This window comes from Saccharopolyspora elongata (assembly GCF_004348985.1).
GTDB classification, from domain to species: domain Bacteria; phylum Actinomycetota; class Actinomycetes; order Mycobacteriales; family Pseudonocardiaceae; genus Saccharopolyspora; species Saccharopolyspora elongata.
Map to the genome: position 1 here is coordinate 79,339 of NZ_SMKW01000018.1, position 24,293 is coordinate 103,631.

At 70.5% G+C, this 24,293-nt stretch carries 23 protein-coding genes; 8 read left to right on the forward strand and 15 right to left on the reverse strand.

Annotated features, from left to right (window positions below; all coding sequences use genetic code 11):
• Positions 1 to 6 precede the first annotated feature (6 nt).
• Positions 7 to 1,329: a cytochrome P450 gene (locus tag E1288_RS15785; protein WP_132485729.1), complete on the reverse strand. Its 1,323-nt coding sequence runs from the start codon at positions 1,327 to 1,329 to the stop codon at positions 7 to 9.
• A 419-nt stretch (positions 1,330 to 1,748) separates the two neighbouring features.
• Here E1288_RS15785 and E1288_RS15790 point away from each other — a divergent pair, with 419 nt between their 5' ends.
• Positions 1,749 to 2,378 (forward strand): HAD family hydrolase, encoded by a 630-nt coding sequence (locus E1288_RS15790; RefSeq protein WP_132485731.1) that lies wholly within the window; start codon positions 1,749 to 1,751, stop codon positions 2,376 to 2,378.
• Positions 2,379 to 2,479: 101 nt separating this feature from the next.
• Positions 2,480 to 2,947: an SRPBCC family protein gene (locus E1288_RS15795; RefSeq protein ID WP_132485733.1), complete on the forward strand. Its 468-nt coding sequence runs from the start codon at positions 2,480 to 2,482 to the stop codon at positions 2,945 to 2,947.
• A 17-nt stretch (positions 2,948 to 2,964) separates the two neighbouring features.
• Here E1288_RS15795 and E1288_RS15800 read toward each other — a convergent pair whose 3' ends face one another.
• Entirely contained in the window at positions 2,965 to 3,552 is a 588-nt protein-coding gene (locus E1288_RS15800; protein ID WP_132485735.1) for a TetR/AcrR family transcriptional regulator, read from the reverse strand.
• 10 nt (positions 3,553 to 3,562) lie between these two features.
• The gene (locus tag E1288_RS15805) at positions 3,563 to 5,008 is read right to left on the reverse strand and encodes an MFS transporter (RefSeq protein WP_132485737.1); all 1,446 of its coding nucleotides are present in this window, start codon (positions 5,006 to 5,008) and stop codon (positions 3,563 to 3,565) included.
• 253 nt (positions 5,009 to 5,261) lie between these two features.
• On the opposite strand from E1288_RS15805, the gene E1288_RS15810 reads away from it, so the two are divergent.
• Positions 5,262 to 6,377, forward strand: coding sequence for an NAD(P)H-dependent flavin oxidoreductase (locus E1288_RS15810; RefSeq protein WP_132485739.1), 1,116 nt, complete (start codon positions 5,262 to 5,264; stop codon positions 6,375 to 6,377).
• Positions 6,378 to 6,561: 184 nt separating this feature from the next.
• On the opposite strand, the gene E1288_RS15815 is transcribed toward E1288_RS15810, so the two are convergent.
• Positions 6,562 to 8,034 (reverse strand): AMP-binding protein, encoded by a 1,473-nt coding sequence (locus E1288_RS15815; RefSeq protein ID WP_235883579.1) that lies wholly within the window; start codon positions 8,032 to 8,034, stop codon positions 6,562 to 6,564.
• Between the two features lie 213 nt (positions 8,035 to 8,247).
• On the opposite strand from E1288_RS15815, the gene E1288_RS15820 reads away from it, so the two are divergent.
• Positions 8,248 to 9,405, forward strand: coding sequence for an LLM class flavin-dependent oxidoreductase (locus tag E1288_RS15820; RefSeq protein WP_132485741.1), 1,158 nt, complete (start codon positions 8,248 to 8,250; stop codon positions 9,403 to 9,405).
• Between the two features lie 114 nt (positions 9,406 to 9,519).
• Here E1288_RS15820 and E1288_RS15825 read toward each other — a convergent pair whose 3' ends face one another.
• Positions 9,520 to 11,337 carry an NAD(P)-binding domain-containing protein gene (locus E1288_RS15825; RefSeq protein WP_132485743.1) on the reverse strand — a complete coding sequence of 606 codons (1,818 nt, stop codon included), beginning with the start codon at positions 11,335 to 11,337 and terminating at the stop codon, positions 9,520 to 9,522.
• Positions 11,338 to 11,499: 162 nt separating this feature from the next.
• On the opposite strand from E1288_RS15825, the gene E1288_RS15830 reads away from it, so the two are divergent.
• Positions 11,500 to 12,690 carry a sigma-54-dependent transcriptional regulator family protein gene (locus E1288_RS15830; RefSeq protein WP_132485745.1) on the forward strand — a complete coding sequence of 397 codons (1,191 nt, stop codon included), beginning with the start codon at positions 11,500 to 11,502 and terminating at the stop codon, positions 12,688 to 12,690.
• Between the two features lie 28 nt (positions 12,691 to 12,718).
• Here E1288_RS15830 and E1288_RS15835 read toward each other — a convergent pair whose 3' ends face one another.
• The 7 genes from E1288_RS15835 to E1288_RS15865 all read right to left on the reverse strand — a co-directional run bounded on the left by E1288_RS15835 (position 12,719) and on the right by E1288_RS15865 (position 18,885).
• Entirely contained in the window at positions 12,719 to 13,435 is a 717-nt protein-coding gene (locus E1288_RS15835) for an aspartate/glutamate racemase family protein (RefSeq protein WP_132485747.1), read from the reverse strand.
• Between the two features lie 23 nt (positions 13,436 to 13,458).
• Positions 13,459 to 14,940, reverse strand: a complete 1,482-nt coding sequence (locus E1288_RS15840; protein ID WP_132485749.1) for an NCS1 family nucleobase:cation symporter-1 — start codon at positions 14,938 to 14,940, stop codon at positions 13,459 to 13,461.
• Positions 14,941 to 15,194: 254 nt separating this feature from the next.
• The gene (locus E1288_RS15845; RefSeq protein WP_132485751.1) at positions 15,195 to 15,815 is read right to left on the reverse strand and encodes a TetR/AcrR family transcriptional regulator; all 621 of its coding nucleotides are present in this window, start codon (positions 15,813 to 15,815) and stop codon (positions 15,195 to 15,197) included.
• A gap of 19 nt (positions 15,816 to 15,834) precedes the next feature.
• Positions 15,835 to 16,260, reverse strand: coding sequence for an SgcJ/EcaC family oxidoreductase (locus tag E1288_RS15850; RefSeq protein ID WP_207954370.1), 426 nt, complete (start codon positions 16,258 to 16,260; stop codon positions 15,835 to 15,837).
• Positions 16,261 to 16,403: 143 nt separating this feature from the next.
• A complete protein-coding gene (locus E1288_RS15855) occupies positions 16,404 to 17,063 on the reverse strand; it encodes a GntR family transcriptional regulator (RefSeq protein ID WP_132485753.1) in 660 nt (219 codons plus the stop codon).
• 47 nt (positions 17,064 to 17,110) lie between these two features.
• Positions 17,111 to 17,860, reverse strand: a complete 750-nt coding sequence (locus tag E1288_RS15860) for an ABC transporter permease (protein ID WP_132485755.1) — start codon at positions 17,858 to 17,860, stop codon at positions 17,111 to 17,113.
• Positions 17,861 to 17,925: 65 nt separating this feature from the next.
• The gene (locus E1288_RS15865) at positions 17,926 to 18,885 is read right to left on the reverse strand and encodes an ATP-binding cassette domain-containing protein (RefSeq protein WP_132485757.1); all 960 of its coding nucleotides are present in this window, start codon (positions 18,883 to 18,885) and stop codon (positions 17,926 to 17,928) included.
• 355 nt (positions 18,886 to 19,240) lie between these two features.
• Here E1288_RS15865 and E1288_RS15870 point away from each other — a divergent pair, with 355 nt between their 5' ends.
• A complete protein-coding gene (locus E1288_RS15870) occupies positions 19,241 to 19,903 on the forward strand; it encodes a hypothetical protein (protein ID WP_132485759.1) in 663 nt (220 codons plus the stop codon).
• Positions 19,904 to 20,012: 109 nt separating this feature from the next.
• On the opposite strand, the gene E1288_RS15875 is transcribed toward E1288_RS15870, so the two are convergent.
• Positions 20,013 to 20,591 carry a helix-turn-helix domain-containing protein gene (locus E1288_RS15875; RefSeq protein ID WP_132485761.1) on the reverse strand — a complete coding sequence of 193 codons (579 nt, stop codon included), beginning with the start codon at positions 20,589 to 20,591 and terminating at the stop codon, positions 20,013 to 20,015.
• A gap of 102 nt (positions 20,592 to 20,693) precedes the next feature.
• On the opposite strand from E1288_RS15875, the gene E1288_RS15880 reads away from it, so the two are divergent.
• A complete protein-coding gene (locus tag E1288_RS15880) occupies positions 20,694 to 21,347 on the forward strand; it encodes an SAM-dependent methyltransferase (protein WP_132485763.1) in 654 nt (217 codons plus the stop codon).
• Between the two features lie 33 nt (positions 21,348 to 21,380).
• Positions 21,381 to 21,887 carry a DinB family protein gene (locus E1288_RS15885; RefSeq protein WP_132485765.1) on the forward strand — a complete coding sequence of 169 codons (507 nt, stop codon included), beginning with the start codon at positions 21,381 to 21,383 and terminating at the stop codon, positions 21,885 to 21,887.
• Between the two features lie 25 nt (positions 21,888 to 21,912).
• Here the strand turns inward: E1288_RS15885 and E1288_RS15890 are convergent, their stop codons facing one another.
• Both E1288_RS15890 and E1288_RS15895 read right to left on the reverse strand, forming a co-directional pair.
• On the reverse strand, positions 21,913 to 23,160 hold the full coding sequence (locus tag E1288_RS15890) for a dihydrolipoamide acetyltransferase family protein (RefSeq protein ID WP_132485767.1): 1,248 nt from the start codon (positions 23,158 to 23,160) through the stop codon (positions 21,913 to 21,915).
• Positions 23,157 to 24,185, reverse strand: a complete 1,029-nt coding sequence (locus tag E1288_RS15895; RefSeq protein WP_132485769.1) for an alpha-ketoacid dehydrogenase subunit beta — start codon at positions 24,183 to 24,185, stop codon at positions 23,157 to 23,159. The genes E1288_RS15890 and E1288_RS15895 overlap by 4 nt, the downstream gene beginning before the upstream one ends.
• Positions 24,186 to 24,293: the final 108 nt, after the last annotated feature.

Here is a 24,293-nt window from a genome sequence, read left to right on the forward strand (position 1 = left end):
TTTCGCTCACGACGGCCCGGAATCGGCCCGGCGCGGGGTGAAACGAGCGGTGAATCCCTGTGGCTGCAGGAGTTCCTGGAACCTCGGCGGGCAGGAACTTTCCTCTGTGGTCACCTCGTACTCGCGCACCAGCCAGAAGGCCGCCAGCGCCATCTGGATCATGCCGAGCTGGGTGCCGACGCAGACGCGGGGTCCGGCGCCGAACGGGATGTAGGTGTGGCGGTGCGGGGACGCCTGCGCGTCGAGCCACCGCTCCGGCACCAGCTGGTCCGGATCGGACCACCAGCGCGGGTCCCGGTGGATCAGGTACGGGCTGAACATCACCTGGTCGTTCGGCCGCAGCCGCCACTCGCCGAGCGCGGTCTCCCGCCGGGCGGTCCGCCCGATCAGCCAGGTGGGCGGCCACAGCCGCAGGACTTCCTTGATCACCGCCTCGGTCTGCGGCAAGGCGGAGAGCGGCGGTGCCTCCTCGTGCGGCCACGACTCGGCCTCCTCGGACACCCGGCGCCGCAGTTCGGGTTCGGTCGCCAGCACCCGCACCAGCCACGTCAGCGCCGAAGCCGGCACCCCGTACGCGGCCAGCATGATGCCGCGGAGCAACCGCTGGACCTGGAGCTCGCTGAGCTCGGGATCTCGCGCGGCGAGCAGCACGTCGAGCAGGTCCTGCGGCTGCTCGGGCCGTGCCGGCGAACTCGCCTGGCGCTTCCGGATCTTCTCGGTGATGACGACCAGCGTGCTCTCCCGCGCCTTGAGGAAGCGCCGGATGCGCTTGGACGGCCACCAGGCCGGGAACAGCTGCGAGCTGCCGCCGAGCGGCTCGATCGCCTTGACGTTCTCGGTGAGGACCTCCGGCACGCCGCCGGAATCGGCGCCCAGGCAGAAGTCCGCCGTGGCGCGGCCGGCGAACTGCTCCATCACGTGGAGGACTTCGACCTGGCGGCCACCAGTCTCGTCGAGCGTCCGCTGGAACAGCGGGTGCAGCCGGGCGGAATGGGCGTGGGAGACCGCGCGGCTGAGCCCGTGCCAGCCCTTCCGCCTGGCGGTCATCCACACCTGCGCGTCCGTCGCCGCGCGCTCCGGATCGATCCGCGTCGCGATCGGCGTGCTCTCGCTGTGGAAGTCCTCGTTGGTCCGGGCGAGCATGTCGTGCACCAGATCCGGCGCGAGCACCACGATCGTGCGGTCGTCGAAGGAGAAGACGTCGCCGTATTCCTGGTGGCAGCGGCGGAGGAACGCCATCCGGTCGCGGTCGTAGTCGAGCGTGTTCCCGACCAGTAGGCGACCCTTCGGGCCGGGCGGCCGAGCCGTGCTGGTTCTGGTGCTGGTCAACGGTTTCCCTCCGGAATGCGGGGTGGAGGCGAGGAGCGGCCGCCACCCCGCCGCGGTGTTAGTTGGCGATGATCCAGTAGGTGTAGAAGCCGCCCATCCGGGTCTTGCCGACCAGTCGTGCCGCGATGTGCCGGACGTAGCTCGTCATTTCGCCTCCTTGATCAGGGGTTACCTGTTGACGAAGTTTGCGCAATCAAACGTTGAAATCCAACGACTGAACGGGCTAACCTGCGTGCGGCCGAAAGTCCGTGCATAGCAGGGAATCCGGGACGAGCGCACCGCGATCGATCCAGGAGGGAGGTCTGTCCGAAGACGACAGTGCGTCGAATTCCGGGCTCGCACGGGCTGTTGGTGGACCGAGCACTCCGGCCGAACCGGTGCGGCCGCCGTGGACTGTCCGCTGGTGGCACCATGGCTCCATGCCCGAGAAGGAGTTCGATGCGATCCTCTGCGACCTCGACGGAGTCATTCGGTGGTGGGACCCGGAAATCATGTCCGGGCTGGACCGCGCGAACGGCCTGCCGCGGGGGACGCTGGCGAAGACGGCGTTCGCGCCGGACCGGCTGAACCCCGCGATCACCGGTGCCCGGACGGACGAGCAATGGCGCGCGGCGATCGCCGCCGACCTCGCCGAAGCCTGCGGAAGCCCGGAGGCGGCGCGTGCGCTCGTCGCCGAGTGGGCCGCCCACGCGGGCGAAGTCGTCGAAGAAGTCGCGGAACTGCTCGCGGCGGCGCGGGAACACGTCCCGGTGGTCCTGGTGTCGAACGCGACCACCAGGCTGGAATCGGACCTGGCCCGGCTCGGGATAGCGGATCTCCTGGACGAAGTGGTCAACAGCGCCCGGGTGGGAATCGCCAAACCGGACCCGGGCATCTTCCGGTTCGCGGCGACCCGAGCAGGTGTCCCGGAAGCCCGCTGCCTGTTCGTCGACGACACCCTCCAGAACGTCGAAGCGGCCCGGGGTCTGGGCATGAGAGCACTGCACCACCAAAACCCGGCCCAACTGCGCGAAATCCTCGCGCCACTGCTGAGCCGGGCTCGCGAATGAGGGAGGGCCGCGGTTTCCTCGCGGCTAGCGGAAATCCAGCCGTACCGGCGTGTGCGGAGGAAACCGGCGGGAAGATCAATGAAATCGCCTAGAATCGGCGAATGGGAAGGACTGACCACGCCAGCCGGGTGATCGCGGCGTCACCGGCGACCGTTTACGGCGCTCTCCTCGACCGGGAGTCCCTCGAGACCTGGCTGCCGCCGGACGGCATGCGCGGCCGGATCGAGCGGTGGGATCCCAGGCCCGGTGGCGGGTTCCGGATGATCCTCACCTACCTCGATCCCGAGGGTAGCCCCGGCAAGACCTCGGATGCGACGGACGTCGTCGACGTCGGGTTCGCCGACTTGGTGCCGAACGAGCGCGTGGTGCAGCGGGCGGTGTTCGAGGCCGAGGATCCGTCGCTCGCGGGCACCTTGACGATGACCTGGCACCTCGCCGCCGCCGGCGACGGGACCGAGGTGACCGTCACCGCCGCGGACGTGCCGCCCGGTATCGATCAAGCGGCCCACGAGGAGGGGATCGCCTCCTCGCTCGCCAACCTGGCGGCGTACGTCGAAGCGGCCGGCTGACGACCGAAAGCGGTGCGCTAGAGGGGGCCGTCGATCCAGTTCTGCAGCAGCGGCGCCGTGATCGCGATCAGGTCTTCCTTCGGTTCGGCGCTGATCGCCTTGGTCTTCAGGACCAGCCGGGCCGCGCCCAGGCCCATCAGGTGGCTGCAGACCAGCTCCGCCCGGAGGCGGGCCTTCGGGCCGGTCAGACGCTTGGCCAGCCGGCTCACCAGCTGGCGTTCGAAGTTCGCGCGGAACTGGGCCCCGGCCGGTCGCGACGACGTGAAGACCGCCCGCACCAGCGGATCGCCCTGCGTACGGTCGTGGTAGTCCAGCAGCGTCCGGACCAGGTGCTCGCCGAGCCGGGGGAGCTCGCAGTCGAGCAGCCGCTCCGCGTCCTGCTCGAAGCCCGAGGCCTCCGCGAACAGGCTTTCCTTGCTTCCGAAGTACTTCATCACCAGCGCCGCGCTGACCTCGGCATCCGCCGCGATGTCGCGCAGCGTCACGTCGGCGTAGCCGCACGACGAGAAGCGGCGCCGCGCCGCCTTGAGGATCGCTTCACGGGTGGCGTACGCGTCGCGCCGCTGGTCCTCGCCGACCGCTGGGGCCGGAGCCGTGCTGGACATGCCGTTCAGGCTAGCGCGACCGCCCCGCCGCGGTCGCCACCTGCGCGGTAACAGGCGTGTACCGGCGGGTTCCCGGCGTCGCTGCGGCGATCAGCGCGGCCAGCAGCGCCGCCGCGCCCGCCACCAGGAACACCCACGAGTACGAGAGCGTCGACGGGTAGGTCACGCCGGCGATCTGCACCACCGACCCGGTCGTCAGCGCGACGACGATGGCGCTGCAACTGGACGTGCCGATCGAACGGGCCAGGCTGTTCAGACTGTTCGCGGCGGCCGTTTCGGTCTGCGGGACCGCCTGCATGATCAACGTGGGCAGGGCGCCGTAGGACAACGCGCCGCCGATCGCGCCCACGGTCAGGTTGAACACCACCAGCGGCAGCGGCGAGTGCAGGAAGGACCCCGCGAGGTTGCCCACCATCAGCACCGTGCCGCCCAGGATCAGCGTGGTGCGCGGGCCGCGCCGCCGGGAGATCCGAGCGGACACCGGCGAGAACACGCCCATCGCGGCGCCGATGGGCAGCAGCACCAGGCCGGTCAGCACCAGCGACATGCCGAAGCCGTAGCCGGTGTCCTCCGGGGCCTGCAGGATCTGCGAGCCCACCAGGAACCCGGCGAACATCGCCATGCCGACCAGCACCGAGGCGATGTTGGTCAGCAGCACCGCGGGCCGGGCCGACACCCGCAGGTCCACCAGCGGTGAATCGACGCGCAGTTCGTACACGCCCCACACCAGGAACGACACCGCCGCCGCGACGAGCAGGCCGACGACGACCCCGCTGGTCCAGCCCCATTCGTTGCCCTTGGAGATCGCCAGCAGCAGGCACGTCAGCGCCGCTGACAGCCCCACCGCGCCGAGGAAGTCGAACCGGCCGCCGGTGCGCAGCGGTGACTCCGGAACGATCCAGAGGATCAGCGCGATCTCGGCGATCGCGAACACGGCCGCGCCCGCGAACAGCCAGTGCCAGTTGAGGTTCTCGGCGACCACGCCGGTCACCGGCAGCCCCACGGCGCCGCCGATGCCCAGCGTCGCGCTCATGAACGCCACCCCGGAGCCGACCCGGTCCTCCGGTAACTCGTCGCGCATGATGCTGATCCCCAGCGGCACCACGCCGACCGCCGCGCCCTGCAGCACCCGCCCGACGAGCACGGCGGTGAAGTCGTCGCTGACCGCGCCGATCGCGCTGCCCACCGCCATCGTGGCCAGCGAGATCAGCAGCATCCGGCGCTTGCCGTACATGTCGCCGAGCCGGCCGAGGACGGGCGCGCACACCGCGCCCGCCACCAGCGGCGCGGTGACCAGCCAGCCCGCGTTGGACCGCGACGTGTCGAGGAGCCTGGGGAATTCCGGGAGCAGCGGTACGACCAGGGTCTGCATCAACGACACCGCGATACCGCACGAGGCGAGGACTCCGATGACGAGCCTCGAACTGCGTCGTGCGGTGGGCGTGGCCAGGCTCATCGGGCTCCTCGCTATCGGCGTGAACTTGTGTTCACCACGCAAGTAAACTCGTGTTCACCTCGTGCCGCAAGGCGCTGCCGGTGTCGATTCAGCTCGATTCGGGATGTTTCGCCCACGATTTCGTCCATTGTGGATAGACCTGGGTGGGGGATTGCGGCACCGTCGGCGAAATGCGTTCTGGTGCTCGGCGGCCGCAGTAGGCATCATGCGGCTGTCCGGCGCAATGTCGCCCCGGCGATGGGAAGGAGCGCGCATGCGCACCGCGTTGACCGAACTGCTGGGCATCGAAAATCCACTGGTGGGATTCAACCGGTCACCCGGTGTGGTCGCGGCCGTGACCAACGCCGGCGGCATCGGCGTGCTCGCCGCGACCGGCTACACCCCGGAAGAGCTCGACGCGCAGCTCACCTGGATCGAGGAGCAAGTGGACGGCCGCCCCTACGGCGTCGACGTGCTGGTGCCCGCCAGGACGGCCACCGGAGACCCGGCGGACTACCTGGCCAGCCTGCGCGCCCAGATCCCGCAGGAGCACTACGACTTCGTCGACTCGCTGCTGGCGAAGTACGACATCCCGCTGGCCGACACGGCATCGGCGGGCGATCGATTCGCCGCCAGCGTCGGCCCGGAGATCGTGCAGCCGCTGCTCGACGTCGCCTTCTCGCACCGGGTCGCCCTGGTCGCGAACGCGCTCGGCACCCCGCCACCGGCGATGCTGGAGCGCGGCAAGGCCGACGGGGTGCCGATCGTGGCGCTGGTCGGCTCGCCGAAGCACGCGCAGCGACAGCTGGACATGGGCGTCGACCTGCTCGTCGCGCAGGGCACCGAGGCCGGCGGGCACACCGGGACCATCGCGACCATGGTGCTGGTGCCGGAGGTCGTGGACCTCGCGGGCGACGTGCCGGTGCTGGCGGCGGGCGGCATCGCCACCGGGCGGCAGATGGCGGCGTCGCTGGCGCTGGGCGCGGCCGGCGTGTGGTGCGGCTCGGTGTGGCTGTCCAGCCACGAGGACATCACCTCGCCCGCGGTGAAGGCCAAGTTCCTGGCCGCGACCAGCGGCGACACGCTGCGCTCGCCGACCCGGACCGGGAAACCGGCCCGCCAGCTGCGCAGCGCGTGGCACGAGGAGTGGGCGAACCCGGGCAGCCCGTCGCCGCTGCCGATGCCGCTGCAACCGATGCTGGTCGACGAGGCGTGGCGGCGCATCAACCAGGCGGCCGAGGCGGGCAACGACGGAGCGAAGGCCCTGGCGTCGTTCTTCATCGGCCAAGTCGTCGGCACGTTCCGGGAACTCCGGCCGGCGGCGGACATCACCCGGGAGATCATCGAAGACTGCAACAAGGCCCTGACCCGCCTAGCCAACCTCACCTGACCTCGTCCCTCCGCAATTTCAATGGAAATCAAACCTCCAATTTCCATTGAAATTGCGGGAGTTGTCCACAGGTGTCGGTGTGTCGTGGGGCGACGCGCCGGTGGTCCGCAATTTCCATTGAAATTGCGGGAAGTTGTCCACACCTATCTGTGCGTTGGGTGGCGATGTCCGGAGGGGCGGGCGATCACGGGAGGCGTTCGGCCCGGAGGCGGGAGCGGCGGATCTTGCCCGCCTCGTCCCGCAGCGGGTCCGCGACGAACTCGAAGCTCCGGGGCAGGCGGTAGGGCGCGACCCGGGTGCGGAGGTGTTCCAGCAGCGACTCCTCGGTCACCGGGCGGCGCGGGTGGACGATCGCGTGCGGGACGTTGCCGAGATCGTCGTCGGGCAGGCCGATCACGCAGCTGTCCACCACCGCGTCGTGCAGCGCCAGCGCCGCTTCCAGCTCCGCCGGGTACACGTTCGCGCCGCCCACCAGGATCATGTCCGTCTCCCGGTCGCCGAGGTAGAGGTACCCGTCCTCGTCGAACCAGCCGATGTCGCCGAGGGATTCCCAGCCTTCCCCGTCGACCTGCGCCCGGCCGCCCAGCAGCCGGTACGTCGGATCGACCTCCGCCGCCGTGCGCATCCACACCTTGCCCTCCCGGCCCGGCGGCAGGACCCGGCCTTCGGCGTCGCGCACCTCCATCTCGCCGCGCAGCACCCGGCCCACCGAGCCAGGGTGCGCCAGCCATTCCTCGCTGGTGATGAACGTGGCTGCCTGCGCCTCGGTGCCCGCGTACAGCTCGCGCAGGATCGGCCCGACCCAGTCGATCCACTGCCGCTTCAGCCACACCGGCACCGGCGCCGCCGTGTGGAAGACGGCGCGCAGGCTCGACATGTCGGCGGCGTCGCGCACCTCCGCGGGCAGCTTCGAGATCCGGGCCAGGATCGTCGACACCACGTACAGCCAGGTCACCTTGTGCTCGCCGATCAGCCGCAGCGTCTCGGCGGCGTCGAAGCGGCGCATCAGGATCACGTGGTTGCCGCGCAGCAGCCCCATGGCCACCGACATGTTCGGCGCGTTGTGCGACACCGGGGACGGCACCAGCGCGACTCCGCCGGGTTCGATGCCGAAGCTGTCCGCGGACGGTTCCACGTCCTCCACCAGCGCGGGCCGCCCCGCGACGATCACCTTGGGCCGCCCGGTGCTGCCGCCGGAGGTCGGCGCCTTCCACGCGGGGGAGACCGCCACCGGCAGCGGTCCGTCGTCCTGCTGGGCGGAGCGGAACCGCGCGGGCAGCACCGGGCGCCCGCCGGTCAGCGCGGGTTCGACGTCGCCGATCACCAGCGCCGGCTCGGTCAGCGCGATGATCTCCGCCAGTTCGCCGGCCGGGAGCTTGGGGCTCAGCGGCTGGGGCACCGCGCCGACCTTCCAGGCCGCGATCTCGGCGAGCACGAACGGCACCCCGTTGGGCAGCACGATGCTGACGAAGTCGCCCTGCCGCACCCCGCGCGCCAGCAGGTCGCGGGCCAGCCGGTTCGACTCGGATTCCAGCTCGGCCCGGGTGAGCGTGGTGTCCTCGCAGGTCAGCGCGGCGCGGTCGGGTTCGGCGGCGGCGAGTTCGGCCAGCCGGACGGGGAACGGGGTACCGGCGGCGGGCCGGTCGGCTGCGGGCACTCTCGAGCTCCTTGTCGTCCACTTCGGACCGGCGGACAGCGGAAAACCGGCGTTGTGCACCGAATGAATCACCGACCGGTGGGTACGACAAGTACGGCACGCCTAACGAACCGATAGGCGCAGGCTATTCCGGCCGGTCCGGTCGGGCGATTGCAGACCGCAGGCGACTTTAGTGCACTGGGGAAGGCATCCCGGGCTACCCAGGAGGTAGGCGTGAGCAAGCTGCGTTTCGGCGTTTTCCTGGCCCCCTTCCACACCGCGGGCCAGAACCCCACCCTGGCACTGCACCGCGACCTCGAACTCATCCGGCACCTCGACGCGCTCGGCTACGACGAGGCGTGGATCGGCGAACACCACTCGGCGGGCAGCGAGCTGATCGCCTCGCCGGAGATCTTCATCGCCACGGCGGCCGAACGGACGCGGCACATCAGGCTCGGCACCGGCGTGATCTCGCTGGCGTACCACAACCCGCTGTGGGTGGCGGACCGGATGGTGCTGCTGGACCACCTCACGCGCGGCCGGGTCATGCTCGGCGTCGGGCCCGGCTCGCTGCCCACGGATTCGGCGATGATCGGCCTCAACCCGACCGAGACCCGCGAGCTGCTCGACGAGAACCTCGACATCGTGCTGCGCCTGCTGCGCGGCGAAGCGGTCACCGCGCAGACCCGGACGCACAACCTCGTCGACGCGCGCCTGCAGCTGCGGCCCTACTCGGACCCGCTGTTCGACGTGGCGGTGGCCGCGGTGGCGTCTCCGACCGGTCCCCGGCTGGCCGGGCGGCACGGCATCGGGCTGCTGTCGATCGGCGCGACGCTCACCGCCGAGAGCTTCGACGCCCTGGGCCACCACTGGGGCATCGTGACCGAGCGCGCCGAGGCCTTCGGCACCGAGGTGGATCGCGAGGCGTGGCGGCTGGTCGGCCTGATGCACGTCGCCGAGACGCGGGAGCAGGCGTACCGCGACGTCGAGCACGGGATCGAGGACTGGTTCGAGTACTTCCAGAAGATCGCGGCCTTCCCGCAGATGCACGTGTCGGGCGGCGATGTGGGGGAGATGATCGCGTTCATCCGCGATTCGGGCGTCGGCGTGATCGGCACCCCGGAGGACGCGGCGGAGCAGGTGCAGCGGCTGGTGGCCCAGTCCGGCGGGTTCGGCGCGATGCTGCTGATGGCGCACGAGTGGGCGAACCCGGCGGCGACGAAGCGCTCCTACGAACTGATCGCCCAGCACGTGGTGCCGGCCTTCCAGGGGCAGCGCCAGTCCACATTGGACGCCAAGGCGCGGGCGAGCGCGACGCGGGAAGGGCATGCTCAGGCCCAGCACGATGCGGTGGCCCACATGGCCAGGAAGTACGAAGCCGAACGTGCCTAGCCGAGGTCCTTCCTGCGGAGCGGTGTCCCGGCAGGTCCGTGAGCACTTTGTGCTGCTCTAGCGGCACAAAGTACTCACGGCAGGAGTGACCAGCGGAAACAGGCGCGAGGCCGGTCAAGACAGGTGGTGCACCTCCTGCAGGCCGTAGACCGGCGTCGGGATGCCCTCGTACCTGGCCTTGAGCTGCAGGGCGAGGTAGAGGGAGTAGTGCCGGGACTGGTGCAGGTTCCCGCCGTGGAACCACAGGCCCGGCTGCTGCGTGGGTTTCCACATGTTGCGCTGCTCGCCCTCCCACGGCCCGGGGTCCTTCGTCGTGCCCGAACCCAGGCCCCAGCACTTGCCGACCTTGTCCGCCATCTCCTGGCCGGCCAGGTCCGCCACCCAGCCGTTCATCGAGCCGTACCCGGTCGCGTAGACGACCACGTCGGCCGGCAGCTCGGTGCCGTCGGCGAGCACGACGCCGTCGGCGGTGAGGTGGTCGACCTTGCCGTGGGCGAGGGCGATCTCGCCGTCGGCGACCAGTTCGGAGGCGCCGACGTCGATGTAGTAGCCGGAGCCGCGGCGGAGGTACTTCATGAACAGCCCGGATTCGTCGTCGCCCCAGTCGAGCAGGAATCCGGCCTTCTCCAGCCGGTCGTAGAAGTCCGCGTCGCGCTCCCGGATCTGCTTGTACACCGGGATCTGGAACTCGTGCATGATCCGGTACGGCAGCGACGCGAAGACCATGTCGGCCTTGTCGGTGGTCATCCCGGAGCTCACGGCGCGCTCGGAGTAGAGGTCGCCCATGGCGATGTCCATCAGCGATTCGGACCTGACGATGTGCGTGGAGGAGCGCTGCACCATGGTGACCGCGGCGCCGTGCTCCCACAGCGCGGCGCAGATGTCGTGGGCGGAGTTGTTGGAGCCGATCACGACCGCCCGCTTGCCCGCGTAGGAGTCGGGGCCGGGGTGCTGCGAGGAATGGTGCTGATCGCCCTGGAAGAGCTCCATCCCCGGGAACGACGGGATGTTCGGCTTGCCGGACATGCCGGTGGCGAAGACGAGCTGCCGGGGCGTGAGGGTGATCGCCTCGCCGTCGCGGTCGACCACGACCGTCCACTGCTCGGTGGCGTCGTCCCAGCTGGCGGAGGTGACCTCGGAACCCGTCCAGTACGGGACCTCCATCACCTGCGTGTACATCTCCAGCCAGTCGGCGATCTTGTCCTTGGGCGCGAAGACCGGCCAGTTGTCGGGGAAGGGCAGGTATGGCAGGTGGTCGTACCAGACCGGGTCGTGCAGGCACAGGCTCTTGTAGCGCTTGCGCCACGAATCCCCGGCGCGGGCGTTGCGTTCGAGGACGAGGGCGGGCACGCCGAGCTGGCGGAGCCGCGCGCCAAGCGCGATGCCGCCCTGCCCGCCGCCGATGACGACGACGTAGGGCTGCTGCTCGTGCCCGAGCTCGGTCGTCTCGCGGTCGCGTTCTTCGGCCCAGGAACGACGTCCCCTGATCGTCCCGTGGTGGGCGCCCTTCGGGCGTCGTTCGCGTTGCGGTTCCTCGAATCCCTTGAGCTCGCGCAGGCTGGTGAGCAGCGTCCAGCCGCCCTCGTCGGTCAGCCGGAGATGGCCCTTCCCGCGGCCGCCGGCCGTCTCGAACTCGATCCACGCCTCGATGACGCCCGCCGACTCGACCGGGGCCTCCGTGGTGCGGAAGCCGGCGGGGGCGGTGTGGGCCAGGCAGGACTCCAGCATGTGCGCGATGCCCTCGCGCCCCTCGACGGTCTTGATGTTCCAGGTCAACGACACCAGGTCCCGCCAGTAGCTGTCGGCGGCGAACATCTCGGCGGCCTGCCGGGCGTCGCCGGCCGCGAGCGCGGACTCGAAACGATTCAGCCAGGCATCGACGCGCTCCTGCGGGGAGCCGGGCCGTGCCACCGGGTCGATCGTCTGCGTCATCGCAACTCCCTGTCATCCCAGTTGTCGAGTAACGCAGATCACACCCCTGGTTCGGAGTGGTCGGCAAGGGTTGCAGCGAATTGCATTCGGCCCCGGCTATCGCGTGCGGTGACCGGTGCCACATATCATCGCCGCGAGAGCGATGGCGCGGGAGGTGGTCCGGTGAGCGTTCCGCACGCTGTCCCGCCGGGTCGGCACCTGCCCGACTACGCCCGCGACCTGGTGCGGATGCACGACGCCGTCATCTCCGGAAGCCGGCCGCAACTGCGGCCCCGTGCTCTCGTCTCCCGTTCCTGGTCGCGCGTGCTCGGGCTCGGCCTCACCGCCGATGGGCACAACGTCCGCGCCGCCCTCGCCGAGGAGGAACTCGCGCGGCGGCGGCATGATTCGCCGCTGCGGAACGTCATCGCCGAACTCAGGCAGGTGATCGGGGCGGTGTCCGACGCCTCGCCGTTGCTGCTGGTGGTCACCGACGCCGATGGCGTCATCCTCTGGCAGGAGGGCGCGTCGCAGGTCCGTCGCCGGGCCGAGGACCTCGGTTTCCGCCCGGGCGCCGAGTGGACCGAGGCGAACGTGGGCACCAACGCGATCGGCACCGCGCTGGCCGAGGCCGCGCCGGTCGAGCTGCTGGCGGGCGAGCACTTCGAGCAGGGCCAGCATCCGTGGTACTGCACCGCCGCGCCGATCCACGACCCGCGCACCGGTTCGCTGCTGGGCGTCGTCGACGTCAGCGGGCCCGCCCTGACGCTGCACCCGGCGATCGGCGCCCTGGTTGAGACGGCGCGGCGGCTCGCCGAGTCCCAGCTCTGGCGCGGCCATCGGCAGGGCCTGGAACGGCTGCGGCGGTCGGCCGAGCCGCTGCTGGCCGCGGCTGCCGGGCCGGCCCTGCTGGTCGATGACGACGGCTGGGTCGCGCACAGCTCGGGCATCGCGGTGGGGGACCGGATCGCCGCACCGGCCGCCGGGCAGGTCATCGCGGTTCCCGGCGTCGGTGCCTGCCTGCCCGAGCGGCTGGCGGACGGCTGGCTGATCCGGCCGTCGAATCGCGGGCGGGCGGTGCTGCTCGACCTCGACCTGTCCGGCTCGCCGATGCTGCGCCTGCGCTCCGGCGACGCCGAATGGCGCCGCCCGCTGACCAGGCGGCACGCCGAGATCTTCGCGCTCCTGCACTCCGCCGGCCCCGCCGGCCTCACCGCGCAGGCGCTCAGCCGGGCCCTGTTCGGCGACTCCGAGCACCTCGTCACCGTCCGCGCGGAGGTGTCGCGGCTGCGCCGCCTGCACGGAACCCTCGTGGAGACCAGGCCCTACCGGTTGGCCGACGGAGTCGAGCTGGCCGTCCACCGCGCGCCGTGATCCCGGGGCGCGGTGGACAGCCGGGCGCTCACCCCAGCGGCCAACCCTTGAGGGGCTTGGGCTGCGGCGTGGGGTAGGCGCGCTTGGAAGTGGTGAGGTTCTGGTTCACCAGGGCCTCCGCCAGGCTCACCGCCGCGGCGACCCCGTCGACGACCGGGACGCCGACCTCCGCCTCGACCCGCTCCGCGAGGCCCGCCATTCCGGCGCAGCCGAGCAGGATCACGTCGGCGCCGTCGTCCTCCACGGCCAGCCGCGCCTCCTCGACGATGCGCGTGGCGGCCCGGTCCTCGTCGGCCTCCAGCTCCAGCACCGGGATCTCGGCGGCGCGCAGCGCCGCGCACCGGCCCGTCAGGCCGATCAGCTGGAGGCGGTCGTGGATCTGGCCGAGCGTGCGGCGCAGCGAGGTGACTACCGCGTAGCGGCGGCCGATCAGGCACGCCGTGTGCGCGGCGGCCTCGGTGATGTCGACGACCGGCACGTCGAACAGCTCCGCGAGCCCTTCCTTGCCGTGCTCGCCGAAGCCCGCCAGCACCACCGCGTCGAAGGGTTCTTCGAGCCGGCTGACGCGGTCCATCACCGCCACCGCCGCCAGGTAGCTCTCGAAGTTGCCCTCCACCGAGCCGGCCCCGAAATCCGGCGTCACCGCGACGATCTCGGTGGTGTCGGAGGCGACTTTCACGGCCTGCTGCCGGATTGCCTCGGTGACCGCCTCGGTCGTGTTGACGTTGGCGACGACGATCCTCATGTTTCCCCTCACGGACTGGCTGTTCACTCGGCGGCCACGGCGATGGCTTCGCCGTCGACGTCGTGGAATTCGGGCTTGCGATCGCCGATGACGGCGTAGATGGCCGCGCCGAGGATCGCCCCGACGAACCAGGAGAACCCGGCGACGACCGCGAAGACGGGCACCAGCGCCACGATGACCGAGATCGCGGCGGCGGGCACGAACGCCCAGACCGCCCTGGGGTTGTAGCCCTTGCGGTAGTGGTACTCGCCGTCCGGGTTCTCGGTGTAGAGGTCCGGGACGTTGACGCGGGCCTTCCGCAGCAGCCAGTAGTCCGCCATGATCACGCCGAAGATCGGGCCGAGCAGCGCGCCGAGGCCGCCGAGGAAGTAGTTCACCACGACGGGGTTGTCGTAGAGGTTCCACGGCAGGATGACGAGGCCGATGACGGCGCTGACCAACCCCGCCCGGCGGAAGTTCAGCTTCTGCGGGAAGAGGTTCACGAGCACGTAGATCGGCGCCACGAAGTTCGCCATCAGGTTCACCGCGATCGTCAGGATGATCAGCGCGACCGAGGCGCTCGCGAGCAGGATCAGGTTGGGGATCGTCTGCACGATGTCGGTCGGGCTGGTGATCACCCGGCCGTCCAGCTTGAACTGCGCGCCGCTGAGGACGACGACGATGCCGGCGAAGAAGAGCATGTTCACCGGGATCCCGATCAGGTTCCCGCCGATGATCGACTTCCGGCTCTTGGCCGAGCGCGTGAAATCGCAGAAGTTCAGCACGAAGGTCCCGTAGATCACGACCCAGAGCGCGGCGCCCTGCAGGATCTGCAGCCACATCGCCCCGCCGGTCAGCGGCTGCGAGGTGGAGATCGAGATGGAACCGCCGGCGCGGACGAACATCCAGATCGCCAGCGCGCACATCGTGATGAGGGTGGTCGGCGCGGCGATCGCCATGTACTTGCGGATCACGTGCATGCCGTAGCTGACGATGAGGACCTGGACGGCCCACAGCGCGAGGAAGGTGATCCAGCCGAGCGTCGAAAGCCCCAGCGCGGACGTCGTCTCCAGCACCTGCAGCCTGGGGAACATGGCCACCAGGAGGGCGTTGAGCACGGCGGCCGCGAGGTAGGTCTGGATGCCGAACCAGGCGATCGCGACGATGCCGCGGACGGCGGCCGGGATCCGCGCGCCCTTGGTGCCGAACGCGATGCGGCTCATGACGGGGAAGGGCACGCCGGTCTTGTGGCCCATGTAGCCGGACAGCGTCAGGAGCAGGAACAACAGCACCGAGGCCAGCACGAATGCCAGTAGAATGCCCCATACGCTCAGCCCCAGCGCGAACAGGCCGATGGCGAAGGCGTAGTTGCCGAGGCTGTGCACGTCATTGGCCCAGAGCGTGAAGACGTTGTAGGCGCCCCAGCGGCGCCCCTCCTTCTTCGTCGGGGCGAGGTCGTAGCTGTACAGAGTGGTGCTGGCGGAGCCGGGCGGATCCGTGGCAGTTCGGTCGTCCGTCGCGGTCATAAGGCTGCTCCCGGGTTTCCACATTGAAACATTCGGCTACCTTGAATTTCCTATTATTCCACGATGTGGAAGTATAAGAATATGTATACGTAAGGTAGGCCTCACCGAACCACTGGTCAAGAGTTGGCCGGGGTCGTTCGTATACCGAAATCTTCGCCGGGCGCGGTTTTCCCGGCAACCGCCCCGGATCCCCCGTGCCGTTGTGGCACAAGGGGATCCGGTGTGCGGGAATCTCCAACGCGCGCCGCGCGGGGTCAGCGGCTCGCGGGGCGAAGGCCGTCGAGGAGCGTTCCGACGAGCCTGTCGATGAACTCCGGCGGCACCTCGAGCGGCTCGTCCGCCGACTGCAGCAGGCGGGGTAGCACGAACTGGTAGCAGGCGCCGACGATCAAGGTCGCCGCTGCGTCGGCGTCCGCGGCGGAATCGATCCGGCCGAGTTCCCGCTCGGCGCGGATGTGGGCGGCCAGGGTCTGCTGGAGGTTGTTCCCCTTCTTCGATCGCGGCCAGGTGTTGAACCGGGCGAGCGCCTTGGGCTGGCTCAGCAGTCCGGCGAACGCGGGCAGGATTCGTTCGTGCAGATCGAGAATGTGCCGCAGGTGCGCGGCGAGGTTCGCTTCGATCGGGCCGTCGCCCGGTGTCGGCGGGGCGGCCAGGGACCGTTCGGCCGTTTCGATGTGCGCCAGCAACGCGTGCGCGAGGAGTTCTTCCTTGTCGTCGAAGTAGTTGTAGAGGACGCCGTCGGCGACCCGCGCCTCGCGCGCGATGGCGCGGACGGTCAGCCCTTCGGTGCGGCGTTGTGCGATCAGGCCTTCGGCAACGCGGATCAGGTGTTCGCGGATCCCCGCTCCGCCGGCTGCGGCCGGGGTTCTCGGCATCTCGGTCTCCTCACCGGGTTCAGGAGCGGATCCTGGTGTTCTGGAACGTCTGGAACAGCCACTGGCCGTCCTGCTTGACCGCGACCTTCGTCTGGATGGAGAGGTCCTCGGCCCGGCATTCGGTCGCGCCGGGCTGCAGGACGCAGTTGCCGCTGTTGATGACGACGGCCAGCCCGGGTGACACGAACTCCACGTGCCGTTCCCGCGATGCCGACATCCGGGTGCCCGCCATGAACGTGTCGAACCCGTCCTGGAGGCTCTTCGCGATGGCGTCGCGGCCGTGCAGGTGCCCGCCCATCACGTCGACGAAGTCGGCGCTCTCCGTGAAGGTCGCGGCGAAGGCGGCGCCGTCGTGCCCCCACGAGTCGGCCTGCTGTTGTTCGAGCCGCTCCAGTGCCGCCATGTCCGCGTCGTTCGTCATCCGGGTCCCCTTCGAGATCGTCATGAACACATGTTCATGAACACTCGTTCACGATATTCGTGCGGCTACCCAGCGTCAAGCGGGTTCGGAAAGCTCGGCAGCACGGCGCGAGCCCGGAACGCTCGCCGGGAAGTTGCCGAGTGGGGGTGAATGCGGCGCGGAGCCGGTTAGAAGAGCATGCGTTCCAGGACCATCTGGCGGCTGGACAGGACGTGCTGCTTCGCCACCTCCGCGGCGCGGTCCGCGTCGCCGGCGGCGATCGCGGCCTGGAGCGCCTCGTGCTCGGTGCAGACCCGCTCGGGTTCGAGGTTCATCCGGAACAGCCAGGCCAGCCGGCTGTGCAGCGGCTCCAGCATCGACGCCAGCAGGTCGTTGCCCGCGAGCCCGACGAGCGCGTCGTGGAAGGTGGCGTTGGCGTCGGACATCGCGTTGACGTCACCGGCCTCGTGCGCCTCGCGCGCCTTGCGGGCCAGGTCGGCCAGCTGTGCCACTTCCTCGGTCTCGGCGCGCTCGGAGGCCAGCCGGGCGGCGTAGACCTCCAGCGCCTCGCGGACCTCGAACAGCTCCTTGACCTGCTGGCGGTCCAGGCCGCGGACGAACACGCCCCGGCGGCGCGGCAGCACGTCGACGAACCCTTCGCTCTGCAGCATCCGGATCGCCTCGCGCACCGGAACCCGGGAGATCCCGAGCTCGGCGGCGAGTTCCTGCTCGAAGATCCGGTCACCGGGGCGCAGCCGGCCATCGGCGATGCGGTCCTGCAGTTCCCTGCGCACCTGATCGCGCAGGGGGACGCGGGTATCCGCGGTTTGCTCACCGGTAACCGACACGGCTCCTCCTCCTGGGTCGCGCTGCCCCCAGCCTAGGCGAGGCGGGTTCAGATGCCGCGCTTCATGGCGCGCGTTCCCAGCCACAGGCCCGCGGCGGCGATGACGCCCGCCGCGATGATCCCGTACGGCACCGACGGGTCCGCGAGCTGCCCGGAGAACAGCGCCCGCTCGGCGTCGGCGATGTGCGAGACCGGGTTGAACCGCGCGACGACCTGCAGCCACGCCGGGCCGAAGTCCATCGGCAGCAGCACCCCGGACAGCAGCAGCAACGGGAACAGCACGAGCTGCGTGATCGCGTAGAACAGCTCGCCGCCCGGGTGCGAGGCGATCGCCAGCACGAACGACAGCGCGCCGAGTCCGACGCCGAACACCAGCAGCAGGGCCAGCCCGGCGAGCACGCCGGTGGGGTGCAGCTGGAAGCCCAGCGGCACGGACAGGGCGATGAGCAGCACCGCCTGCACCAGCAGCAGGGCGAACTCCTTCAGCGTTCGGCCCACGAGCATCGCCGAGCGGTTCAGCGGCGTCACCAGCATCCGCTCCAGCGAGCCGCCGCCGAGCTCGACCAGGAGGTTGTAGCCGGCCATCATCGGGCCGAACAGGCACATCATCACCAGGATGCCCGGCACGAACCACTGCCACGGCGCGGCGTCGAACCCGGAGGTGCCGGCCAGCAGCGGCCCGAAGAGGAACAGGAACAGCACCGGCTGCGCCATGCTGAACAGGATCACCATCGGCTCGCGCAGCGCCGGGGTGAACTCCCGGGCGAAAACCGTTGCGGTGTCGCGGAAGAATTGCATCGATCGGTCCTTTCTGCGGTTCAGGTGTCGTGAGTGCGCAAGCCGGTAAGAACCGGAACCGGCACTCACGACTCGTCTTCGCCTTCGCGGAGGCTTCGGCCGGTGAGCGCGAGGAAGACGTCGTCCAAGGTGGGGCGCGCGGTTTCGGCGGCGATCGCCTTGATCCCGGCCTCTTCGAAGGCGCGCAGGTATTCCGGCAGCGCGGTGTCGGCGCGGGGCACCCGGACCTGGACCGACTGGCCGTCGACGGTGACGGAGTCGGGGGAGGAGAGCCGGGCCGCGGTCTCGGCCGCCGGTGCCGCGTCCGCGTGGGCGACGGTGATGGTGATGCGGTCGCCGGCGAGGTCGGCCTTGAGCTGTTCGGCCGTGCCGTCGGCGATGACCCGGCCGTGGTCGACGATCACCACCCGCTCGGCCATGCTGTCGGCCTCGTCGAGGTAGTGCGTGGTGAACAGCAGCGTCGTGCGGTGCTCTTCGCGCAGCCGCAGCACGTGCTCCCAGATGTTGGCCCGGCTGTGCGGGTCGAGGCCGGTGGACGGCTCGTCCAGGAACAGCAGCGCCGGCCGGTTGACCAGGCCCATCGCGATGTCGAGGCGGCGGCGTTGCCCGCCGGAGAGCGTGCCCGGCTTGCGGGCCGCCAGCGGGGTCAGGTCGAGCAGGTCGAGGACCTCGTCGGCGCGGCGCCGGGCGTCGTGGCGGGTCAGGCCGTAGCTGCGGCCCTGGGTGATCAGCTCGTCGCGGGCGCGGAAGTTCTCGCCGGCGCTGCTCCGCTGGCCGACGTAACCGATGCGGGCGCGCACCGCGGCGGGGGAGGCGATGATGTCGTGCCCCGCGACGGTGGCCGTTCCGGACGTGGGCGGCAGCAGCGTGGTGAGCATCCGCAGGCTGGTCGACTTGCCGGCGCCGTTCGGCCCGAGGAAGGCGACCAGCTGGCCGGGCTCGACGTCGAGGTCCAGGCCGCGCACGGCGTCGACCGGCCGGCGTTTGACGGTGAACCGGCGGGTCAGGCCGCGGGCGTGGATCATCAATGGCTCCTTCTGCACGGTTGCCCTGGAAATGGGCATGACGAAGAAACCCCGGTTCGGGGGTTTCGGGCGAGATGACCGATCCTGGCGCGCGGCGGGTCGGCGGTCAAACGTGAACGGCACTTTCATGTTTGCTCTGACCTGCGAAAACGTCGCGGTCGGCGTGCTCGGTCGGGTCGATGCGTGCGGCCGATTTCGCTGGTCGGCGGCCATTTCCGGAATTTCCCGAAGTAATTCAGCTGTGAACCCGAGGTTCACGGCTCTGTCCGGGTTTGCGAATCGGGTCCCGTCGCCCGGTTGTAAACCTTGGGTTCACACTGGTACTGTGAACCCAAGGTTTACAAGGAGGTCGGACATGTCGGCGGAAGAGGCCGAGCGGTTGGTGCGGCAGATGGCGGACGCGGTGCCGGTCGAGGCGATGGATCCGGGCCCGAAGGGCAGCGACTTCGGCGACGAGCAGGAGCGCCGGGTGGTCGCGCTGGGCAGGCTCCGCGCGGCGCTGGAGGCGGAGGAGCTGATGGCCGAAGCGGCGGGGCGCAACACTGCCGCCGCGGCGGCGGAAACGGTGTGGCTCGGCGCGAGCCTCGCGGACCTGAGCACGGTCACCGGCCGGTCCCGGCAGGCGGCCCGCAAGCGGTGGCCGGAGCTGGGCGGCATCTACCGGCGCCGCAAGTGGCTCGGCGACCACGTCGAGGACATCGCCTACATGGCGGGCCTGCTGGCGTCCCGCGCCGACGACCTGGTGCCAGGGCGCGGCCACGGCACGTTCATGAAGCTGATCCGGCAACTGCGCGAGGGATTGCGCCGCAGCGAGGAGGACTTCGCCCAGGAAAGCCGGGAGAGTGCGGACCCGGCGGCGCGCTGGCGAGCGCTCGACGACCTGGTGAACGTGACGCTGCGCGAAATCATCGAAACGGCGGGAAAACCGGCGACGCCGGAAGCGGACTTCGCCCTCCACGGAGCCCGCGGAGTCCTCGGCTACTACGACCACGCCACGGCCGAATCTCCGGAGGCCTGACCCACGAGGCGCGGTAGGAATCTCCCAATTTTAGGCAAAATCGGAGGTTCCTGCCGCGCTCCGGCGGGCCGCGATCGGGCGGGTCACCGGCGCCACGGTGCGATCGGGTTCACGGGGTGCGCGGCCGGACGTGGACGCGTTCGCCTTGCAGTCCGAAGAGGATGAGCAATTCGACCGCGCGCCCGTCGGCCGACCCCAGCCAGTGCGGCAGCGTGGTGTCGAACTCCGCGGCCTCGCCCGGCGGAAGGATCAGATCCCGCTCGCCCACCACCAGCCGCAACCGTCCATTGAGGACGTAGAGCCACTCGTACCCGCTGTGGGTCTGCGGGGTGGGTTCGGCCGGCTCGGCGCGGCTCGGGATGAGCATCTTGTACGCGTGCACCCCGCCGGGCCTGCGGGTGAGCGGGATGAAGGTCATGCCGTGGCGGTGGATCGGCTGCAGATGGATCCGCGGGTCGCCGGTACGGGGAGCCCCGACGAGGTCGTCGAGCGGGACGTCGTAGGCGTGGGCCAGCGGCAGCAGCAGCTCCAGGTTCGCCCGCCGCCGCCCGCTTTCCAGGCGGGACAGGGTGCTTTCCGAGATCCCGGTCTTCGCCGCGAGTTCAGCCAAGGTGCTGCCGCGTAGCCGACGCAGTGCGCGCAGCCGCGGCCCGACCGCGTCCAGCACGCCCTCTATTTCCTCACTCATGCCCCCAGTCTTGCCGGTTCGGCAAGGTTCCGTGCAATCGGTGTCGGTTGCGCGTGAAGGTGGTTGCCGTACCCAATGACCGGCACGAGGGAGAAACCGACAATGGGCCAGGATTCCACCGGCACGACGACGGGCGTCGATGCCGCCCGCTTCTGGGACGAGCTCTACCGCGATCCCCGGCCTGCCCAGACCGGCCGGGCGAATCCCGTGCTGGCCGAGATCGCGCGGGGCCTCACCCCGGGCACTGCCCTGGACCTGGGCTGCGGGGCCGGCGGTGACGCGCTCTGGCTGGCCGGTCGCGGGTGGCGGGTGACCGCGGTCGACATTTCCGCCAACGCCGTGCGTCGCCTCGCCGAGAACGCCCAGGCACGCGGCCTGCACGCAATGGTGTCCGTGGAATGCGTCGACCTGGCGGAGGACTTCCCCGCGGGCAGCTTCGACCTGGTGTCCGCCCAGTACTTCCAGACGCCGTTCGCGTTGCCCCGAGCCCTAGTTCTGCGCACCGCCGCGCACGCGCTGCGCCCCGGCGGGCGGCTCGTGGTCGTCGACCATGGTTCCGCGGCGCCCTGGACCTGGAACCAGGACCCCGGGACCCACTACCCGACGCCGGACGAGGTGTCCGCCGAGCTGGCCCTCGACCCGGCCCGGTGGCGCGTCGAGCGCGCGGACATGCCCCGGCGGCGCGCGACGGGACCGGGCGGCCAGACCGCGACCGTCGTCGACAACGTGCTGGTCATCCGCCGGGCGGCGGCCTGATCTCGCGCCCTGCCCCGATCTGAGAGGACGACCATGCCGCAGATATACCGCCCCGCCAAGCCCCGTCGCGACGCCGGCCCCCCGAAGACCGGGCCCGGGGAGAAGGACGTGCTGCTGGGCTTCCTGGACTACCTGCGCGACTCGGTGATCGCCAAGACGCACGGCGTCCCGGAACCGCAGGTCCGCACGCCGGGCGTGGCGTCGGGAACGAACCTGCTCGGCCTCGTCAAGCACCTCACCCACGTCGAACGCCACTGGTTGCTCGGCGATCCGGTCACCGACTGGGCAGCGACCTTCCGCCCGGAACCGGACGAAAGCGCCGACGACATCCTCCTCGCCTACCGGGAAACCACAGCCCGCGCGAACGAGGCGATCGCCGCCTGCCCCGACCTCGCCGCGGCCGGACCGCGCCCGGGCGGGCGGCCCGGCCCGGCACCGTCCCTGCGCTGGACCCTCGCCCACCTGATCGAGGAAACCGGGCGCCACGCCGGGCACGCCGACATCCTGCGCGAACTCATCGACGGCGCCACCGGACGCTGACCCACCCGAGTCGATCGGTGGATGGTCAGAGGTCGGCGAGGGCTGTGATCGGGTTTTCGGCGCAGTCCGCGATGTAGCGGAGGAAGCCTCCTGCCGTTGCTCCGTCGCAGACCCGGTGGTCGAACGTCAGGGACAGCTGGGTCACCTTCCGGAGGGCCAGTTCTCCCTGGTGGGCCCAGGGTTTGTCGATGATCCTGCCGATGCCCAGGATCGCCGCCTCCGGGTGGTTGATGATCGGGGTGGAGCCGTCCACGCCGAACACGCCGTAGTTGTTGAGCGTGAACGTGCCGCCCGTGAGGTGCTTGGGTTCGAGGTCTCCCGCGCGGGCCAGGACGGTGCGGTGCGCGATCGCTTCGGAGAGCTGCGCCGTGCTCATCTCGTGGGCGTCGCGGACCACCGGGACCATCAGGCCGCGCGGTGTTTGCGCGGCGAAGCCGAGGTTGATGTGACCGAACTGGACGATCTCGCCGCGTTCGGTGTCCACCGAGGCGTTGAGCTCCGGAAACCGCCGCAGTCCCGCCACGCAGAAGCGGGCGATCAGCGACAGCAGGCTGATGTCCGCGCGCTCCTTGAGCAGCGCACGGGCCTCCAGCAGGCGGGTCGCGTCGACGTCCACCCACGTGCTGGCGTCCGGGATCTCCCGGCGGCTGCGGGCCAGCTTGTCGGCGACGGCGCCTCGGAGACCGCGCAGCGGCGTGCGGATCTCGCCGTCCCGCCGGGGCGGTTCGGGGCGCGCCGCGGAATCCACGTCACGGCGCAGGATGACACCGCTCGGCCCGGTGCCGACCACATTGGACAGATCCACGCCGTGCTGCTTGGCGAGCCGGCGCACGATCGGCGAGAGCACGCGCGGAGCGCCGTTCGGGCTCGGCGCGGCCGACGCGATCTGAGGCTCCGCGCTTCGCAGCGTGCGCGACGTGGTGTGCGCCCGGCGGCGTCGGCGGGTGGCCGTTCCGCCGGTTCCGTAGCCGACGAGCACGTTGCCCGAACCGGCCCGCTCCTCGGTGCGGTGCTGTTCGTGCGGCGAGTCATCGCACGCGATGGTCGTCAGCGGCGCGCCCACGGCGAGCACGTCGCCGGCGGCGCCGTGCAACGTCTCGACCACGCCCGCGTGCGGGCAGGGCACGTCGACGACCGCCTTGGCGGTCTCCACCTCGACGACGACCTGGTCCGCCTCGACCCGGTCGCCGACCTCGACGTGCCAGCGGACGATCTCCGCCTCGGTCAGGCCCTCCCCGAGGTCGGGCAGCGCGAACTCAGCGGAGCGCGTCATGCGGCGTCCTCCTGGCTCCGGGCTCCGCCGAGCCACTTCGCGTCCGGTTGGTCGTCCCACTGCAGCCGGTCCAGTGCGTCGAGCACCCGGTCGACGCCAGGCAGGTGCACGTGCTCCAGCTTCGGCGGCGGGTACGGCACGTCGAAGCCCGCGACGCGCAGCACCGGCGCGGCCAGCGAGTGGAAGCAGCGCTCCTGCACTCGCGCGGCGATTTCCGCTGCCACACCGGCGAATCCGGGAGCCTCCTGGAGCACCACGCAACGCCCGGTGCTGCGGACGGCTTCGGTGATCGTCTCGTCGTCGAAGGGCACCAGGCTGCGCGCGTCCACGACCTGGACGTCCCAGCCCTCCTCCTCGGCCGCCGCGGCGGCTTCCATGGCCAGCGGCACGCCGGGGCCGTAGGCGATCAGCGTCGCGTCGCGGCCCGGCCGGCGGATCGCCGCGCGCCCGATCGGCTCCGCCTTCGCCGGCAGCTCGATGTCCTGTTTGGACCAGTAGAGCTTCTTCGCTTCCAGGAACACCACCGGATCGGGATCGTCGATGGCCTCGCGCAGCATCGAGTAGGCGTCCGCGGCGGTCGCCGGCGCGACGACCTTGAGGCCCGGGGTGTGCGCGTAGTAGGCCTCGCTGGAGTCGCAGTGGTGTTCCACGCCGCCGATGCCGCCCGCGAACGGCACCCGGATGACGATCGGCATGCCGACCGCGCCGCGCGTCCGGTTGCGCATCTTCGCGATGTGCGAGACGACCTGCTCGAACGCGGGGAAGGCGAAGGCGTCGAACTGCATCTCCACCACCGGGCGGAAGCCGGCCATCGCCATGCCCACCGCGAACCCGGCGATGCCCGATTCGGCCAGCGGCGTGTCGAAGCAGCGGTCCTCGCCGAACTCGGCCTGCAGGCCGTCGGTGATCCGGAAGACGCCGCCGAGCCGCCCGACGTCCTCGCCGAAGACCACCACGCGCTCGTCCTCGGCGATGGCGTCGCGGAGCGCGGCGTTGAGCGCCTGCGCCATGCTGGTCGGTGCCATTTAGAGGTCCTTTCAGAATGCGGCGTCAGCCGCATGCGGTGAGGGACTCAGCTCGCACCGCCGCGGGTTCTCAGGCTGTGCCCACCCCGTCGGGGTTCTTGGCGAGGA

Bases quoted from the DNA above. Each gene is read 5' to 3' on its own strand.
- E1288_RS15890 (WP_132485767.1), bottom strand. From the start codon at position 23,160: ATGACGCGCTCCGCTGAGTTCGCGCTGCCCGACCTCGGGGAGGGCCTG.
- E1288_RS15880 (WP_132485763.1), top strand. From the start codon at position 20,694: ATGGGCCAGGATTCCACCGGCACGACGACGGGCGTCGATGCCGCCCGC.
- E1288_RS15845 (WP_132485751.1), bottom strand. From the start codon at position 15,815: ATGCCGAGAACCCCGGCCGCAGCCGGCGGAGCGGGGATCCGCGAACAC.
- E1288_RS15870 (WP_132485759.1), top strand. From the start codon at position 19,241: ATGTCGGCGGAAGAGGCCGAGCGGTTGGTGCGGCAGATGGCGGACGCG.
- E1288_RS15885 (WP_132485765.1), top strand. From the start codon at position 21,381: ATGCCGCAGATATACCGCCCCGCCAAGCCCCGTCGCGACGCCGGCCCC.
- E1288_RS15825 (WP_132485743.1), bottom strand. From the start codon at position 11,337: ATGACGCAGACGATCGACCCGGTGGCACGGCCCGGCTCCCCGCAGGAG.
- E1288_RS15810 (WP_132485739.1), top strand. From the start codon at position 5,262: ATGCGCACCGCGTTGACCGAACTGCTGGGCATCGAAAATCCACTGGTG.
- E1288_RS15895 (WP_132485769.1), bottom strand. From the start codon at position 24,185: ATGGCACCGACCAGCATGGCGCAGGCGCTCAACGCCGCGCTCCGCGAC.
- E1288_RS15805 (WP_132485737.1), bottom strand. From the start codon at position 5,008: ATGAGCCTGGCCACGCCCACCGCACGACGCAGTTCGAGGCTCGTCATC.
- E1288_RS15800 (WP_132485735.1), bottom strand. From the start codon at position 3,552: ATGTCCAGCACGGCTCCGGCCCCAGCGGTCGGCGAGGACCAGCGGCGC.
- E1288_RS15875 (WP_132485761.1), bottom strand. From the start codon at position 20,591: ATGAGTGAGGAAATAGAGGGCGTGCTGGACGCGGTCGGGCCGCGGCTG.
- E1288_RS15860 (WP_132485755.1), bottom strand. From the start codon at position 17,860: ATGCAATTCTTCCGCGACACCGCAACGGTTTTCGCCCGGGAGTTCACC.
- E1288_RS15835 (WP_132485747.1), bottom strand. From the start codon at position 13,435: ATGAGGATCGTCGTCGCCAACGTCAACACGACCGAGGCGGTCACCGAG.
- E1288_RS15790 (WP_132485731.1), top strand. From the start codon at position 1,749: ATGCCCGAGAAGGAGTTCGATGCGATCCTCTGCGACCTCGACGGAGTC.
- E1288_RS15840 (WP_132485749.1), bottom strand. From the start codon at position 14,940: ATGACCGCGACGGACGACCGAACTGCCACGGATCCGCCCGGCTCCGCC.
- E1288_RS15850 (WP_207954370.1), bottom strand. From the start codon at position 16,260: ATGACGATCTCGAAGGGGACCCGGATGACGAACGACGCGGACATGGCG.
- E1288_RS15795 (WP_132485733.1), top strand. From the start codon at position 2,480: ATGGGAAGGACTGACCACGCCAGCCGGGTGATCGCGGCGTCACCGGCG.
- E1288_RS15865 (WP_132485757.1), bottom strand. From the start codon at position 18,885: ATGATCCACGCCCGCGGCCTGACCCGCCGGTTCACCGTCAAACGCCGG.